Below are 16461 nucleotides of genomic sequence, written 5' to 3'. Positions count from 1 at the left end.
GCCGTGGAAATGCTTACAACGCTTTGGAACACCACAGGTATTGTGGCGCTTACCCCGGGTGAACTGCTCATGATTGCAGTGGGTATGGTGCTTATTTATCTCGCGGTTGTTCGCAAGTTTGAGCCCTTGTTACTGTTGCCCATTGGCTTTGGTGCCATTCTGAGTAATATTCCGCTGGCTGGTATGAATGAGCCGGGCGGCATACTGGATGCATTTTATACCGTCGGTATTAAGTCTGGAGTGTTTCCGTTACTGATATTTTTGGGGGTGGGTGCGCTCACAGACTTCAGCGCCTTATTAGCGAACCCGCGCATGCTGCTGTTGGGAGCTGCGGCACAATTCGGTATTTTTGCCACTTTAATTGGTGCCATTGCGTTAAATTGGGTTCCAGGTTTAGATTTTACCCTAGCGCAGGCTGCAGCTATCGCCATTATAGGGGGAGCAGACGGGCCGACCGCCATTTATCTCTCGTCGCAATTAGCGCCGGAATTATTGGGACCGATTGCCGTTGCCGCGTATTCGTACATGGCTTTGGTGCCTATTATTCAACCGCCGGTAATGCGCGCATTAACCTCGAAAAAGGAGCGCCAAATTAAAATGGTGCAGCTCAAACCTGTGTCGAAGCGGGCGCGCATTCTGTTTCCTATTTTAGTTTTGTTGCTCACTGCCTTGCTGCTGCCTACCGCCGCTCCTTTAGTCGGCATGTTCTGCTTGGGTAATTTAATGCGCGAGAGTGGTGTGGTTGATCGCCTTACCAAAACTGCGCAAAACGAGTTAATTAACCTCGTTACTATTTTCCTCGGTTTAGCGGTTGGTGCGCAGTTGTCGGCCGGATCGTTCTTAACCACGCAAACTTTGGGTATTTTAATGCTTGGGGCTGCGGCGTTTGTGTTAGGTACGGCGGCGGGAGTGTTAATGGCAAAGCTGATGAATGCGGTGAGCAAAGTGCCTATTAACCCGCTTATTGGTGCGGCGGGGGTGTCTGCGGTACCCATGGCCGCGCGCGTGGTGAACAAAGAAGGCTTGGCCGCCGATCCACAGAACTTCTTATTAATGCACGCCATGGGACCGAATGTGGCTGGCGTACTGGGTTCTGCGGTCGCAGCTGGTGTGTTGTTGGCGCTGGTCGGCTAATTGGTGACAAACCACATGAGCGTATAAAAAGCAGCGATAACCCCACTAAAGCCAAGAATATAAGCAAAACCTTGCTTTCCTTGCTTGAGGCTAAAACCTCTACTGGTTAAGTAGAGCGCCCAAGCAAGGCAAAGCAGCACGGGGATTAGAAAAAGTAGTCGTATCATTCAAGTTCTCCAGTTCAATTCCGTATCATGCAGGCTGTTTGTTCACTAGGGTTGCACCAAAGAGATGTCTTGTGCAGCTTGCTCTGCAATGTCTAATAAGCCTTCAAGACCCATAATTTGGTCGGCCATGGCGCCGGTATCGCCCTCAATAACTGCTTTTTCCAGTGCTTCGGCTTTCTTTCGCAGTGCGGTTAAGCCGAGATTCGCAGAGGCCCCCTTGAGGGTATGAAAGTAACGTTTTGCTTCGTCGTATTTTCCTTTCGCAATAAAGTCTGCCACCTTCATGGCGCTTTGGCGATATTGCTGCACTAATTGATTCACTAAGCGCACATAAAGTTCAATGTTGTTATTAAGCCGTGCCAAAGCGTCGTCGAAGTCGACGCCGCGTACCTGCGGGTAGCGCTGCGATTTCTTTTTCGGTTTAGGCGCAGGGGCACTATTTTCTGTGCGCTCATAGGGTCCATGAATAGCCCATTTGTTTATCTGAGCAATGAGGAAGTCTTCATCGATAGGTTTTGGAATATGCCCTTGCATGCCCGCTGCGAGGGAGCGTTCTACGTCGCCACTCATGGCGTTAGCGGTCATCGCTAAAATAGGAAGCTGTTGGTAGCTATATTGCTGGCGAATACGCTCAGCAGCCTGGTAGCCGTCCATAATCGGCATTTGAATGTCCATCAGTACAATGGCATACGGCTTTTTTTGTACCATCCGTACCGCTTCTTCGCCATGTGCCGCAATGTCGATTTGAAAGCCGTGGCTCTCAAGCATTTCTCGTGCCACATGTTGGTTAATTTCGTTGTCTTCGACCACCAAAACAGGGGCGTTGCGAAGCTCGTCAATGCAGTCGGTTTTTTGAGTTCCCTGTTCAGAGGACGCGTTTTGCGTGCGAAACACTGCGCTTGAAATAACCCGAGCTAAGGTACTGGTAGTATACGGCTTGGTAATAAAGTCGCGGGCTCCAACTTGCGTGGCACGTTCCGCTAATTCCTCGGCGTAATAGCCAGTAGCAAGTATCATTTGTGGGCGCATGGGCTCTGGAATTTCTTGGTTGATTCGCTCCACTAGCGTTAAGCCGTCCATGCCCGGTAAACGCCAGTCGATTAACATTACCTGATAAGGTTTTTGCTGCGCCACTGCCTCTTCAATAATGGTGAGCGCTTGCTCACCGCTGCGGCTTACTTTGGCGTCCATACCGTAACTACGTAGCGTTTCGTAAAGCATTTCGCGTGTACTGAGGTTGTCGTCAACCGCTAAAATGCGCGTTCCTTTGAGCTTTTCCAGTAAAAACTGGTGATGCGATATGTCTTGTGCCTGCTGAATGGGTAAAGCCAGCTCGATATAGAATGTTGAGCCTTGGCCTAACGAGCTGGTCATGCCCATGTCACCTTGCATTAGGTTAATAAGCCGTTTAGAAATGGTTAAGCCTAAACCTGTGCCGCCAAATTTGCGGGTAGTTGAAGCGTCTGCTTGCGTAAAGGCTTGGAACAAATTCGCACGCTGCTCTTCACTCATGCCAATGCCGGTGTCGGTAACCGAAATACGTAAGTATATTTTCTCTTCTGTTTGTTCCAGTAAGGTGCAGGTGACGTTGATTTCACCTTCTTCGGTAAATTTAATTGCGTTGCTCACCAAATTAATAAGCACTTGGCTGAGGCGCATTGGGTCACCGACTAACATGGTTGGAATATTGGCCGGCAAGTTGATAATAAATTCTAAGTCTTTGTCGTATGCGCGGTAGGCAAACATGTCGGCGAGGGTGGCGAGTACTTCGTCGAGATCAAAAGGAATGCGTTCTATTGTGAGCTTGTTGGCTTCAATTTTTGAGAAGTCGAGAATGTCGTTAATAACACCCAGTAGTGCTTTCGAGGAGCTGTCGATCACTTTAATGTAGCGCTTTTGTTTGTCACTGAGGTCGGTTTTAAGTGTTAAGCTGGCCATGCCGACAATCGCGTTAATCGGCGTTCGAATTTCATGGCTCATGTTGGCCAAAAAGTTACTTTTTGCTTGGTTGGCTTGTTCGGCTTCTTCTTTTGCTTGTTCTGCAGCTTCTTTAGCACGCGCCATTTGCTCGGTTGCGGCTTTAACGCCACTAATGTCGTAGTAACTGCCGAGCACGCCTATGACGTCGCCAAACTCGTCATAAAGCGGCACCGAGGAATGTTCGACCCAACGTGGGGTGTCTTGTGCGTCGCGCATTTGCAGTGACACCTCTTGGTGGCCACTCGCCGATTCTTGTTCAAAGGTGAGCTGGTCGCGAGCAAAAAGCGTTTTGTTCTTGTTGAGTTCTGGTAAATCTGTGTCGGTTTTGCCAATCAGCTGTTCGGGATCATCAAGCCCGAAGTCACGCAGAAAGGCTTGATTTGCACCCATAAAACGTAATTCTCGATCGCGCCAATACACCCGGTTGGGCAGGTCGTTAAACACTTGCTGCAATAACTGAGTGCTGCCGGGCGCAAAAAATGCGGGTGACGCAGTACCCGTATGCAGTGTGCTTTCGCGCCAACCAAACCAAGTGCGCCAACCATAAAGAAGGGCCGTAAGTAACATCAGCACAAGCAGCGCAACAGCCGGGGTTCTTGGTAAAACAAAAACGGCGATTAAGCCCAGCGCATTAAAGAGCCAGTAACTGTGTTGCAAAATGGCCCAAATTTTTGGCCGATTAGATTGGTTCAACGAGCACTCCTTTCACTGTATTTTTGTCAAGACTGTGGCAAACTACGCGGCATCATATCAGAGATTTTAAGAGACGCCATGCAGCTAGGTCAGAGCCAACAGATTCAAGCCATTTTGGGGCACGCAGAAATACGCTCCGCTTTACCCCGTGTGCAGCGCGGAATCGAGAGAGAGGCGCTGCGTATTACGAAGGAAGGGCGACTGTCTGTTGCCATGCACCCCGAACAAACGCTAGGTGCCACCCTAACGCATCCGCTTATTACGACCGATTACGCCGAAGCCTTGCTTGAATTTATCACACCTGTGTCGCGCTCGGTACAAGAAACCTTAGCGCAGCTGCGGGACGTGCACCGCGTCACCTATGGTGCTATCGGGTCCGAGCGACTTTGGCCTCTGAGTATGCCTTGCTACGTGAATGAGGTGAGCGACATTCGCTTAGCTCAGTACGGGAATTCACACATCGGCCGCATGAAACGGGTATATCGGCAAGGGCTTACGCTGCGCTATGGTGCCGTAATGCAAACCATCGCTGGGGTGCACTATAATTTTTCGGTTAACGACGCGTTATGGCCAGCCTTGGCGGCGTATTATGGAGAGCGCAATACTGTCGACTTTCGTTCTGCTCAATATTTTGCACTGATTCGAAACTTTAAGCGCTTCGCTTGGGTTATTCCTTACTTTTTCGGAGCGTCGCCAATTCTCTGCAGTTCCTTTATTCGCCATTCCGACGTGGATTTGAATTTACAGCCCATGGGCAATGGGTTAGTAGGTTTGCCTTATGCAACGTCGCTGCGCATGAGTGACTTGGGATATACCAACCGTGAGCAGGCAGAACTCGGTATTACGTACAATTCGCTCGACGATTATGTGGCCGGATTACGACGCGCGGTATTTACCCCTTCGAAGAAGTTTGCGTCGTTAGGGGTGCATGAAAACGATAATTGGCGACAGTTGAGCGCGAATATTTTACAGATAGAAAATGAATTCTATGCGCCGATTCGGCCAAAGCAAATTGCCAACTCGGGTGAAACGCCCACACAAGCCCTTGAGCGCGGTGGGGTTGAATATATTGAGGTGCGTTCGCTCGATGTTAATCCGTTCAGTGAAGTGGGCATAACGGAAACGCAGATGCGTTTTATTGACCTGTTCTTACTTTATTGTTTGTTGTCTGAGAGCCCTGAATTAGATTTTGAGGGCCAAGTGGCCACAGAAAAACAGCTCAGTACAGTGGTATTACGTGGGCGAGAGCCGGGCTTGTGCCTTACGGACAGTTCGGGCGTACGCTCGCTTGTTGAGCGTTTAGCGGCATTGTTTGAGGCGTTGCTGCCCATTGCGCAAGTGCTTGACACGGGTGAAGACTCAAACGTGTATCAGCACGCATTAGCTGAACTTAAACCGGCGATCAACGATCCTGAGCAAACTTTGTCGGGGCAGCTGTTGAAGCACTTTAATAACGCGAGCTGCGCTGCTAATAACCCCGGTATGGTGTGGGCGGATCAATACCGTGATCAGCTTTTGAACTCGGCCTTCGAATATTACAGCGAAGATGACTTTGAGCGCATGCGAAAAGAATCGTTAGCGAAGAAAAAGGATATTGAGGAAGGCTCTAAAGGTAGCTTTGAGCAATTTATTGCCGACTATTTTACCCAAGCACAGATAAAAAAAATGCGCGCTGAATAAGCGCGCAATAATACAACATTTGATTCCAGGGGATGAAGGTTCAACATCAACCTTTCATAACATCAGAGTAAGGGAACATGAAAAGGTTCACTGAGTATGGAAAAAAAATTAAAGATTAGTTTAACCGCGTTGTGTCTACTCACACTTTTAAGTGGCTGTACAACAGCGCCACCGCAGGATCCAGAGAATATTTGTAATATTTTTGAAGAGCGTAGAGATTGGTGGAAAGACGCGAAAAAAATGAATAAAAAGTGGGGCTCTCCTATTCATGTGCCTATGGCCATGATGTATCAGGAAAGTTCATTTCGGGCGCGCGCACAGCCTCCGCGCCGGTATTTACTCGGCTTTATTCCGTGGGGCCGAGTCAGCGACGCCTATGGGTATGCGCAAGCGAAAACCATGACCTGGGACGATTATGTTCGCGAAACCGGCAATCGGCGCGCGCGCCGCGACAATTTTGAAGACGCAATTGACTTTATGGGCTGGTTTATGGACAAAACCCATAGCGTGAATGGTGTTTCAAAGTGGGACGCTTACGGCCAGTATTTGAATTACCACGAAGGGTGGGGTGGCTATCGGCGTGGCACTTACAACCAAAAACAATGGCTTGTGCAAACGTCGCGCCGAGTAGACGCACGGTCCACACGTTATGCCGAACAATTGAGAGGCTGTGAAAAACGCCTTAACCGAGGTTGGTTAAGACGCCTTCTTTTTGGTTGAGCTTAATAACGACTTTTTGCGCGGTTTAGGTAATAACCGCACTGTTTTGATCACGCTGTCGGACACTTCAATAATTTCGATAGCGTGACCTGAAATTTTGGCACACAGCGGGTTCTCGGGAATATCGCCAATAAATTCGGTTAACAGCCCGTTTAAGGTTTTCGGCCCGTCGGTGGGGAAGTTCATTTTCAGTTCTTTGTTGAGCTCCCGCAAGTTCGCGGTACCTTCAACAATAACGCTGCCGTCGTCTTCGCGTGTCATATTGTCGGTGCCTTGCCCCGTAATAGTGGTGGTAAATTCACCGACAATTTCTTCGAGAATGTCTTCAAGTGTTACAAGGCCTTGAATGTCCCCGTATTCGTCTACCACCAAGCCAATGCGCTCTTTGTTGTGTTGAAACTTAATCAGCTGAACGCTAAGTGGTGTTCCTTCCGGAATATAATAAATGTCGCGCACGGCCCTTACCAACGAAGGCTTGTCGGGCTCATCTTCAATTTTGGGAATGAGCCGAAGAATATCGCGGGCATGTAGAAAACCGATGGCGTCGTCTATTTCGCCGCGGTAGAGCAAAATTAACGTATTTTGCATGTTCATCAGCGCTCGAATAATTTGTTGCCAGTCAGCGTTAATATCAATCGCCGTAATTTCATTGCGCGGAATCATAATGTCGTCGACCGTTACTTTTTCAAGGTCGAGAATACTGAGCAACATTTCTTGGTGGCGAGACGGAATCATGGAGCCCGCTTCATGCACCACAGTGCGTAGTTCTTCCGCTGATAATGAGTCGCGGTTGGCCCCGTCGGGCCGAATTCCCAGTAAACGCATGAGGTTGTTGGTAATAAAGTTTACCGCGGCAACAACAGGATAAAGCAACTTCAGGAGCGGCTTTAGAATTAAAGAGCTGGGGTAAGCGATGCGTTCAGGATGCATGGCGGCAATGGTTTTCGGGGTAACCTCAGCAAAAATAAGCACGACGAGGGTGAGTGCTACGGTTGCAAGTGCGATCCCGTAGTCGCCATAAAGGCGCATGCCAATAATGGTTGCAATTGCCGACGCGGCAATATTAACCAAGTTGTTTCCAATAAGAATAAGGCCGATAAGCCGATCGGGCCGGTCAAGTAAATAGCTAACGCGTTTCGCTGCTTTATGCCCACTTTGCGCGTCGTGACGTAATTTATAACGATTGACCGACATCATGCCCGTTTCTGACCCGGAAAAATAAGCCGAGATCAGTAGGAGTACGCCTAGGGCGATAAACAGCGTACTCAGAGGTAATTCGTCCAAAAGTGTGTCCTATTTATGCCGCAAGGCTTTTAATGTAGGGTGTGTTATTCAGATGTTCAAGTGTCCATAAGAACTGAGTGATTGGTTTTTTACTTAACTCAGCAGGATATCGCGCACAATGCGGCTACCAAAATAACCGAGGGTGAGCAGCACCGAAGCGACAAGTGTCAGCAATACCATAGGGCGGCCTCGCAAACCACGGGTGTAATGAAGAAGGGTAATGAGCCCAAAACAGAACCAAGCGGTAAAAGATAGAATAGTTTTATGCAGTTGTTCTTTCGCAAACATGCCGTCGACAAACAGCATACCGGCAATAAGCGCGAGTGTGAGTAGTAAGGTTCCGGCACTTAACAAACGGAAGAAATATTGTTCCACCGCCATTAATGGTGGCAGATGTTCGTCGAGTACACGTGCTGTTCTTTGTTTTAACACGCGGTTGAGATACAAAATTTGGCCCGCATATAAAGCGGCGAGTGTGAGCAAACTGAACGCCAATAACGACAACACAATGTGAATGGCAAGTTCTACGGTCATGTTACCACTCACGGGCTGCGAGCTGGGCAGAACCTGCAGCAGTGCAATACTTACCGTAGCAAAGCCAAAAATGGCAGGGCGCAGCATAAGGCTGGCTAGTTGGCTGCCTCGGCTTACGGAAAACAGCCCGAGCAACCAAGCAATAATGGTGAGCGCCGACAAGAAATTAAGTTGCTCAAAGCCGTGTTGCGATAAATAGAGGGCGATAAGCACTCCATGGCCCACAATAGCTGCAATGTTCGACAGCCAAACCCGTTTGGTGTAGGTGTTGGGGGCACTCAGGCGGCGATTCAAAAACAGAATGGCCGCAATATACAGTAGAATACAGAGGGCTGTAAGTGACTGTACTAGCATGGATGTAAGCTCTCTTTCGGTAAGGAAGTGCAATAGAATTAACAGTTGCTCGCTTGAAATCAGTATACGGGCTTGCATCGCCAAACCCAACAGGTTTACGTATAATAGCGCAAAGTTTCCCGACAGGAAGAAGTCATGTTTGAGAATTTAAGTGAACGCCTTTCGCAAAGTTTACGCAATATCAGTGGCCGCGGGCGTTTAACAGAAGACAACATTAAAGACACGTTACGCGAAGTTCGCATGGCGTTGTTAGAGGCCGATGTTGCTTTACCCGTAGTGAAAGCCTTTATTGCGAAAGTAAAAGAACGCGCACTCGGCGTTGAGGTGAATAAGAATTTAAACCCCGGCCAAGTATTCGTAAAAATTGTTCGCAACGAACTCGAACTGGCCATGGGCGACGCTCATGTACCGCTCGACCTTGCTACTCAGCCGCCGGCAGTCATGTTAATGGCGGGTTTGCAAGGGGCGGGTAAAACGACTTCTGTCGGTAAGCTCGCGCGTTACTTGAAGGAAAAGCAAAAGAAAAAAGTGTTGGTGGTGAGTGCCGATATTTATCGGCCCGCAGCAATTGCTCAGCTTGAACGGTTAGCCGAAGAAGTTGAGGTTGAATTTTTCCCGTCCACCGTAGAGCAAGATCCCGTTGCCATTGCGCAAGCCGCCATTGCCCATGCGCGCAAGAAGTTTCTCGACGTGGTACTCGTGGACACCGCTGGTCGCTTAGCGGTAGACGAAGAAATGATGGCGGAAATTCAGCGCCTGCATGCTGAGATTAACCCCATAGAAACCTTGTTCGTGGTTGACGCCATGACCGGACAAGACGCAGCAAATACCGCAAAAGCCTTTAATGAAGCCTTGCCGCTCACCGGTATTATTCTAACCAAAATAGATGGCGATGCGCGCGGCGGTGCTGCACTATCCATTCGCCATATTACCGGTAAGCCGATTAAGTTTTTGGGCGTGGGTGAAAAAAACACGGCGCTTGAGCCTTTTTACCCCGACCGTATTGCTGGCCGTATTCTGGGTATGGGCGACGTGCTTTCGCTTATTGAAGAGGTGGAAGCGAAGGTTGACCGCGAGAAAGCCGAGAAAGTCGCTAAAAAGGTAATGAAAAGCGGTAAGTTCAGCTTGGAAGACTTTCGTGAACAGCTAGAACAAATGCGCAATATGGGCGGTATGATGGGGCTCATGGATAAAATTCCGGGTATGGGGCAAATGGCCGGTAAAGTGCAAGGGCAAATGGACGACAAGTTAACGGTGCGTATGGAAGCGATTATTAGCTCTATGACGCCGCAAGAGCGTGAGCACCCAGACATTATCAAAGGGTCGCGCAAGCGCAGAATTGCCGCTGGCTCTGGGGTTCAAGTACAAGATGTAAACAAGTTGCTGAAGCAATTCACCCAGATGCAAAAAATGATGAAGAAGATGAAAGGCGGCGGTATGGCGAAAATGCTCAGACAAATGGGGGGCAAGATGCCCCCTGGAATGTTCCCCGGAGGGCGATAGCCGCCTTTTTACCTTGCAATTCGGCTCAAAATCCGTAAACTTACGCGGCTTCCCGATCTAGGTTGGGAAGCTTTACTTTAACTTTGAAACATTGAAATAGATTGAGGACGGTAATGGTAACCATTCGTTTACAACGGGGTGGCGCGAAAAAGCGTCCATTCTACCAAGTGGTTGTTGCCGACAGTCGTAACGCTCGTGACGGGCGTTTTATCGAGAAAGTCGGCTTCTTTAACCCACTGGCACGTGGCCAGGAAGAAACTCTACGTGTTGATTTAGACCGAGTTGAGCATTGGGTCGGACAGGGCGCACAGCTCTCTGATCGCGTTGCGAAACTGGTTAAAGACGCGCGTAAAGCTGCCTGAGTTCATTGAACATTATGACTTCAGCAGCGGTAAGCACAACAGAGCGAGTGATACTGGGCACCATTGGTGCTGTATACGGTATTAAAGGCTGGCTTCGTATTAATGCTTACACTGAAGAAGCTTCAGGAATATTCGACTACGCTCCTTGGTATATAGGCAAGGGCGAGAGTTGGCAACCAGCCGAAGTCAGCCAATGGCGCTGGCATAATAAAGGCTTAGTTGCAAAATTTGCGAATGTCGATGACCGCGACGCAGCAGCGCTGCTCACGGGCATGGAAATCGCGGTTCCAGCACATTTGTTGCCGGAACTAGACGAGAACGAGTTTTACTGGCGTGATTTACAAGGCCTGCGTGTAGTAAATACCGAAGGGTATGACATGGGTGTTGTGGATCATCTTTTGGCAACCGTAGCAAACGATGTATTAGTTGTTACTGCGAATGCGAAAGACGCTTTCGGCAAGCGCGAGCGCTTGATTCCGTTTATTCAATCGCAGTATGTGGTTGCGGTAGACAGGGAAGCAGGTGTGATAACGGTCGACTGGCCTGCTGATTTCTAATGGCAGAAAAGCTAACCGTTGGTGTTGTTACTTTATTTCCGGAAATGCTAAGTGCGATTACGGACTATGGAGTGACACGGCGTGCAGTGCAGGAAGGGGTGCTCTCGGTCGACACGTGGAATCCTCGTGATTACACGCAAGACAAACACCGCACGGTAGACGACCGCCCTTATGGCGGGGGGCCTGGAATGCTGATGATGGTTGCACCTTTAAGGGCTGCAATTGCTGACGCAAAACGTGCAGTGGCCGCGAGAAGTGGGGTTACACCGAAAGTGATTTATTTGTCTCCGCAAGGGCGCAAATTGGATCATGAAGGTGTAGCGCAACTGAGTCAGTCGGCTTCATTGGTTCTGGTAGCAGGGCGCTATGAAGGCATTGACGAGCGGGTGATTGAGAGTGATATCGACGAAGAGTGGTCGATTGGTGATTTTGTTCTTTCCGGAGGAGAATTGCCCGCCATGGTTTTGATCGATACGTTAGCAAGGCAAGTGCCGGGTGTGCTTGGGCATGTAAACTCTGCGGCGGAAGACTCTTTCGCTGACGGACTGTTGGATTGTCCGCATTACACGCGCCCTGAAGTTCTCGACAACAAAGCGGTGCCCTCAGTGTTATTGAGTGGTCACCATGAAGATATTAGGCGGTGGCGCTTGCAGCAGTCGTTATTAAGAACACAGCAGCGGCGGCCCGATTTACTAAATAACCTAGCTCTGACTGACGAACAGCAAGCATTGCTCAGCGAGATACTCGCGAAGCAAGCAAACGATTCGGGTAGTGTATCCTAGGAGGAGAAAAGCAATGGCTAAAGTTAATAAGTCTATTCTTCAGCAGCTCGAAGACGAGCAGTTGAAAAGTGATCTTCCGGAGTTTGCTCCGGGTGATACCATTATCGTCAATGTTAAAGTAAAAGAAGGTAACCGTGAGCGGGTACAGGCCTTTGAAGGCGTTGTAATTCGTAAGCGTAACCGTGGTCTTCACAGTGCATTTACTGTGCGTAAGATTTCAAGCGGTGAAGGTGTTGAGCGTACATTCCAAACGCACAGCCCATTAATCGACAGCATTACCGTGAAACGCCGTGGTGCGGTTCGTCGTGCGAAACTTTACTACCTACGTGAGCGTAGCGGTAAGTCTGCACGTATTAAAGAAAAGCTGTCTTAAGCGCTTGTTCGCAACAGACCTCAAACCCAGCTTCGGCTGGGTTTTTTTATACATAGTCAAACACAAGAAAACTATACTATAAGTCATGGGGTTGGTTGTTATTTGAGCGTTTTTCTTGATGTGTTAGGTTTTTGTGCTAATTTTTGTAATCTATGGATTACAAATGTAAGGATTAGCGATGAACTCATTAACATTTTCCCGTCTAAGCATTTTAGCCATCTCGGCTATTATTTTAGTGGGCTGCGGCGGTAGCTCAGACAACGACTCTGGTGGATCTACACCTCCTGCAACCTATACGGTATCTGCAAATGCTGAAAGTGGCGGTAGTATCTCGCCGTCGGAACGTACGGTTACCGAAGGGCAAACAACAACCTTTACCGTTACCCCAAATGAGGGTTTCGACATTGATCAAGTAAGCGGCTGCAATGGTTCGCTCAGCGGCTCAACCTATACAACCGGTGCGATTACCTCCGCGTGTACCGTTACCGCCACCTTTGAGGCACGCGTTTACACTGTTACAACTCGCGTGAACATGGGCGGTACATGGACGCCTGAAAGCGCTAATGTGGTGCATGGTGACACAGCTGAATTTAGCTTGGCTTGGGTTCCTGCCGAATATCGAGTTCTGTCGGTGAGTGGCTGTGCCGGTAGCTTTGATGCACCCTTGTATGAAACGGGCCCAATCACGTCCGCTTGTGAAGTTGAAGCCGCTCTGGAGGAAAATCAAGCGCCTGTGGCGAATGCTGGCGCCGACCAAGAATTCCCTAGTGGTAGTGAAGTAGAACAAGCAGGCTCTGCTACCGACGAAGACGGAGAAATTGTTGACTGGTTTTGGGAGCAAGTGAGCGGCACCAGTGTAAACGTGGCCGATGCCTCCGATTCTATACTTCGTTTTACGGCTCCTGAAGTGAGCGAAGATACCAGCTTAGTGTTCCAGCTTACGGTAACCGACAACGACGGAGCGGAGCATTCAGACACGGTAATCTTAACTATTACTCCGGTTTTTCCTGAATTAACTGCAATAGAACTCGTACTTTCCGATATTCCTGAACAATACGGCGAGGTAGAAGCGCATTTATTAACAGAAGAGCCGGTTGGGAACGTTGTTTGGCAGGTTCTCGTTAACGATGTGGATGAGGTGAGCGTTTCAGTGTTGAATGAAAACGCCGGTATTCGATTTAACGCTGACAGCGTAGGCTCCTATCAAGTTCTTGCTACATCACACTCAGGAGACACGCAAAAAGAGCTGGTATTTAATGTCACTTCTGCAATTCCAGTAGACGAAACTGAGTTGGTAGACTTTGATGGCACAGTGCCCGTAGAAGAGTATATTGGCGTGGTTCGTAATCAGGCTTGGGTGTCGAGCTGGAGTTTAAGCCGCGCCGAACTCGAGTCTTTGGTTGCGAATTATAGTGTACTAACGCTAGTGGACTACTCCGAAATAGACGGCTTGCTCATCGAGTTTAGCCCCAACGATGTGGCTGCACTTGAAGCGCTTGAGGAATTAAAGCTGGAAGCGGGCGTAGCCGGGGTGAACCAACGTGCCTACACAGGGGCCGAGGCTAACGTTGTATTCAGTGAGCTTCCGGACGACGGATTACCTTGGACTGGTGAAGGCGGTAATTGGCACCTACAAAGTGGAGCTGGTGCGGACTTTGTGGGGGCGTGGGCGCACACCACCGGCAGCCCTAATGTGCATATTGCGATTCTTGATGATGGCTACTTTGTCAATCATGAAGAGCTAGAAGGGGCCTATGAAACGCGTTATACCTCTTCGGTTCGTTCTCACGGTACGGCGGTTAGTGCGGCTTTGATCGGAAACACGAATAACCTCGTGGGCAACTCAGCGGTCAACTGGGAGTCGCCGGCGCTGTTAGCGCGGGCAAACTTAACGAGCTATTGGGCGCTACTGAACGAAGCAAACGAAGAAAACGGCATTAACCTTCGCGTTATCAATAACAGTTGGGGGCCCATGGGTTCTATTGCTTCTAGTGCACTGGCCTTTGCCCATACCCGCACTTATCGGAACTTAGCATTAAGTTTTAACGACATCATACATGTGTGGGCGGCAGGCAACGACGGGGGGTCGGCAGCAAATAAAAATGGTGCCCTACACTTAAACAACCAAGGCTCCTATTCGCCACTACCGAATGTGTTAGTTGTAGCAGCCCACGACAATAACGGTATGTTACTCCCCAACAGTAACTATGGCAGAACTGTTGATATTGCGGCACCGGCAGAGTATTTGTCAGCGTACGACGTTACCGAACAAGGAGAGTCTCGTTATTTGAGTAGCGAGAATGGCTATGGTACCTGTAGTGCTGAGAGCTTCGGTGGAACCTCCGCCGCTACGCCATTGGTTTCGGGTGCAGTAAGTCTTATTTATTCGGTATATCCAGATTTTAGCGCTGAAGATGTGCGCGCTATTCTACTGGACAGCGCAACGGACTATATTACTGAACGAAGCCCTGAGTGTGGCTCCGCAGAGGCGGCGATACCGCTCGAACAACCCATACCAAAATTGAATGTAAAAGCGGCGGTGGAGCAAGCGTTAGCAGTATTGGAAGGCAAAGTTTCGTTGTCGCATTATATCGCAAATCCGTTCGGCACAGAGGTGGAGATAGCGGTTGTACCTCTCGATAATGAGCTTAGCGTAGAGGCAGTAAGCTACCAGCTTTCTGGGCGGGCGAGCCAGAGCGATGAATGGCAAATTTTGAGTAGTGGCAGTAGCGACAGCTCTGTTGTGGTCACTGAGCTTAACCATGATTATGCTTGGTATGAGATTGAGGCACAGGTTTCCCTGCGCAATACCGTAACAGGAACAGAACTAGAGGTTACCAAACAGTACCCATTCTCGGTGCAGTCGGTGAATTTTGTGGCACGTAACACGGTTACACTTGAGCCGCTAGAAGGCGCTCAACTTGCGCTTGAACGTACGCCCGGAATAATTTACCAAAATACAGGAATGACCGACGAAGAAGGTGTCCAGCGCGTATTTCTGCAACCGGGCGACTACAAGCTGTATGCAGAGCTAGCAGACTTCTATTCGACTGCGCTCACGCATGTGGCTGTACCCGGCTATGCAGTTGTATTTGTCAATATGACCGATGCGAGTGCGGAAGCGGTCGGTTCGCTTAGTGGTTTGGTTACCAACAACGAAGGTTCGCCTATTGCAGGCGCTTCGGTTCGTATCTCGGGTGGTGAATTAACGAATGGCTACTTCGCTTCGGCAGTAACCAATGCAAATGGCCAGTATGTCATATCAAATATTTCAAAAATTGCTTCCAATGGCGAGCCTATTCCAAGCTTTATTTTGGAGGCTTCGGCAGCGAATCATCTTTCGGTGGTTCGTGAAGAGGTGATTGTATTGCAAGGTAAAGATCGGACGGAGAATTTTGTCCTTGAACCTTACGATTTAGAAGGGTCAACTGTGTATGCCGACAGCTTCGAGAGTGACAGTGGATGGTTAACTACGGGCATGTGGAATCGCTTCCCGTTTACTACTACGCCGCTGGTGAATCAGTTGCAAGTGGGTGGTTATGTTACCTTAGCGCCCGACGCCACGACTGAAACCGCGAACTTGCCGTCAGCATTTGATGGTGAGTATGCCTGGTGGTACGGACAGAGTGATACGGGTAGCTTTATTGGCACGCAGTCGTCGAGCGATAGCCCAAATAGTGGTGGGCGTTCTGTGAGTTCACATTCGGGTGAGTTAACATCACCCGTTATTGACCTTACGGGCACCAATATGCCGATACTGCGTTTCCAAACTTATTGGGAAATTGAGTCTGTGAACCCCAATGAAAACGGCTACGACTGGATGCAAATTGATGTTCGCGTTGTCGGTTGGACGGACTTTATTCGTATCCGTCGGCTGAATCCTTTTGTTGACCCCAACGACAGCAACAGAGCTCCGAAGGGGTTTTCGTCGGCAGGGTATTATCGTGAACCCGTGTGGGTATTGGAAGAGTTCGATTTATCGCAATTTGCGGGTGAATTGATAGAAATTCGGTTCTTATTCAATACCAGAGACGGTTTATATAACGGTTTCCGTGGCTGGCTTATTGATGACCTTTATATTTTCGACGCACAAAATGAACCTGCAAATGGTGATACGGGTTATGGTATCTACCAAGGCAAACGAGTGCTCAGTGAAGACTTCCATAGCGTGCACAGAACACTATTGCCGCCCTCAGAGCGCAGTGAGCCGGCGGCAACTAACGCGCCGAGAACGAGAGAGTAAACCTGTTAAAAAGCTCAGCATTCGCTGAGCTTTTTTCATAAAGGCTCATTTGTGGTGGCGTGGCTTGTAGTGCTCAGCCTTCGGGGGGAGTTTGT

13 protein-coding genes are annotated in these 16461 nt (G+C 49.2%); 9 read left to right on the top strand and 4 right to left on the bottom strand.

Annotated features, from left to right (window positions below; translation table 11 throughout):
* Positions 1 to 3: 3 nt before the first annotated feature.
* Entirely contained in the window at positions 4 to 1134 is a 1131-nt protein-coding gene (locus DQW12_RS03260) for a sodium ion-translocating decarboxylase subunit beta (protein ID WP_113906412.1), read from the top strand.
* Here the strand turns inward: DQW12_RS03260 and DQW12_RS13540 are convergent.
* Both DQW12_RS13540 and DQW12_RS03255 read right to left on the bottom strand, forming a co-directional pair.
* Positions 1131 to 1301: a hypothetical protein gene (locus DQW12_RS13540; RefSeq protein WP_198683884.1), complete on the bottom strand. Its 171-nt coding sequence runs from the start codon at positions 1299 to 1301 to the stop codon at positions 1131 to 1133. The genes DQW12_RS03260 and DQW12_RS13540 overlap by 4 nt on opposite strands.
* Positions 1302 to 1346: 45 nt before the next feature.
* On the bottom strand, positions 1347 to 3974 hold the full coding sequence (locus DQW12_RS03255; protein ID WP_232819866.1) for a response regulator: 2628 nt from the start codon (positions 3972 to 3974) through the stop codon (positions 1347 to 1349).
* 78 nt (positions 3975 to 4052) lie between these two features.
* Here DQW12_RS03255 and gshA point away from each other — a divergent pair, with 78 nt between their 5' ends.
* Together gshA and DQW12_RS03245 are read left to right on the top strand one after the other, a co-directional pair.
* Positions 4053 to 5654, top strand: coding sequence for a glutamate--cysteine ligase (gshA, locus tag DQW12_RS03250; protein ID WP_113906411.1), 1602 nt, complete (start codon positions 4053 to 4055; stop codon positions 5652 to 5654).
* Between the two features lie 96 nt (positions 5655 to 5750).
* Positions 5751 to 6374, top strand: coding sequence for a transglycosylase SLT domain-containing protein (locus DQW12_RS03245; RefSeq protein WP_113906410.1), 624 nt, complete (start codon positions 5751 to 5753; stop codon positions 6372 to 6374).
* Here the strand turns inward: DQW12_RS03245 and DQW12_RS03240 are convergent.
* Both DQW12_RS03240 and DQW12_RS03235 read right to left on the bottom strand, forming a co-directional pair.
* Positions 6351 to 7658, bottom strand: coding sequence for an HlyC/CorC family transporter (locus tag DQW12_RS03240; protein WP_113906409.1), 1308 nt, complete (start codon positions 7656 to 7658; stop codon positions 6351 to 6353). The two genes, DQW12_RS03245 and DQW12_RS03240, sit on opposite strands and share 24 nt — an antisense overlap.
* Before the next feature lie 93 nt (positions 7659 to 7751).
* The gene (locus DQW12_RS03235; protein ID WP_157957838.1) at positions 7752 to 8546 is read right to left on the bottom strand and encodes a cytochrome C assembly family protein; all 795 of its coding nucleotides are present in this window, start codon (positions 8544 to 8546) and stop codon (positions 7752 to 7754) included.
* Positions 8547 to 8681: 135 nt separating this feature from the next.
* On the opposite strand from DQW12_RS03235, the gene ffh reads away from it, so the two are divergent.
* The 6 genes from ffh (at position 8682) to DQW12_RS03205 (ending at position 16366) form a co-directional block, all read left to right on the top strand.
* A complete protein-coding gene (gene ffh / locus DQW12_RS03230) occupies positions 8682 to 10049 on the top strand; it encodes a signal recognition particle protein (protein ID WP_113906407.1) in 1368 nt (455 codons plus the stop codon).
* A 113-nt stretch (positions 10050 to 10162) separates the two neighbouring features.
* Positions 10163 to 10411: a 30S ribosomal protein S16 gene (gene rpsP, locus DQW12_RS03225; RefSeq protein ID WP_113906406.1), complete on the top strand. Its 249-nt coding sequence runs from the start codon at positions 10163 to 10165 to the stop codon at positions 10409 to 10411.
* Between the two features lie 14 nt (positions 10412 to 10425).
* Positions 10426 to 10968 (top strand): ribosome maturation factor RimM, encoded by a 543-nt coding sequence (gene rimM / locus DQW12_RS03220; RefSeq protein ID WP_113906405.1) that lies wholly within the window; start codon positions 10426 to 10428, stop codon positions 10966 to 10968.
* Positions 10968 to 11750, top strand: coding sequence for a tRNA (guanosine(37)-N1)-methyltransferase TrmD (gene trmD, locus DQW12_RS03215; RefSeq protein WP_113906404.1), 783 nt, complete (start codon positions 10968 to 10970; stop codon positions 11748 to 11750). The genes rimM and trmD overlap by 1 nt, the downstream gene beginning before the upstream one ends.
* Positions 11751 to 11763: 13 nt before the next feature.
* Positions 11764 to 12123: a 50S ribosomal protein L19 gene (gene rplS, locus DQW12_RS03210; RefSeq protein WP_113906403.1), complete on the top strand. Its 360-nt coding sequence runs from the start codon at positions 11764 to 11766 to the stop codon at positions 12121 to 12123.
* A 178-nt stretch (positions 12124 to 12301) separates the two neighbouring features.
* Entirely contained in the window at positions 12302 to 16366 is a 4065-nt protein-coding gene (locus DQW12_RS03205) for a S8 family serine peptidase (protein ID WP_113906402.1), read from the top strand.
* Positions 16367 to 16461 lie beyond the last annotated feature (95 nt).

This window comes from Aliidiomarina celeris (assembly GCF_003316875.1).
Taxonomy (GTDB): domain Bacteria; phylum Pseudomonadota; class Gammaproteobacteria; order Enterobacterales; family Alteromonadaceae; genus Aliidiomarina; species Aliidiomarina celeris.
The sequence above is the reverse complement of the archived record's forward strand: the minus strand, read 5'-3'. Positions and strand labels throughout refer to the sequence as shown.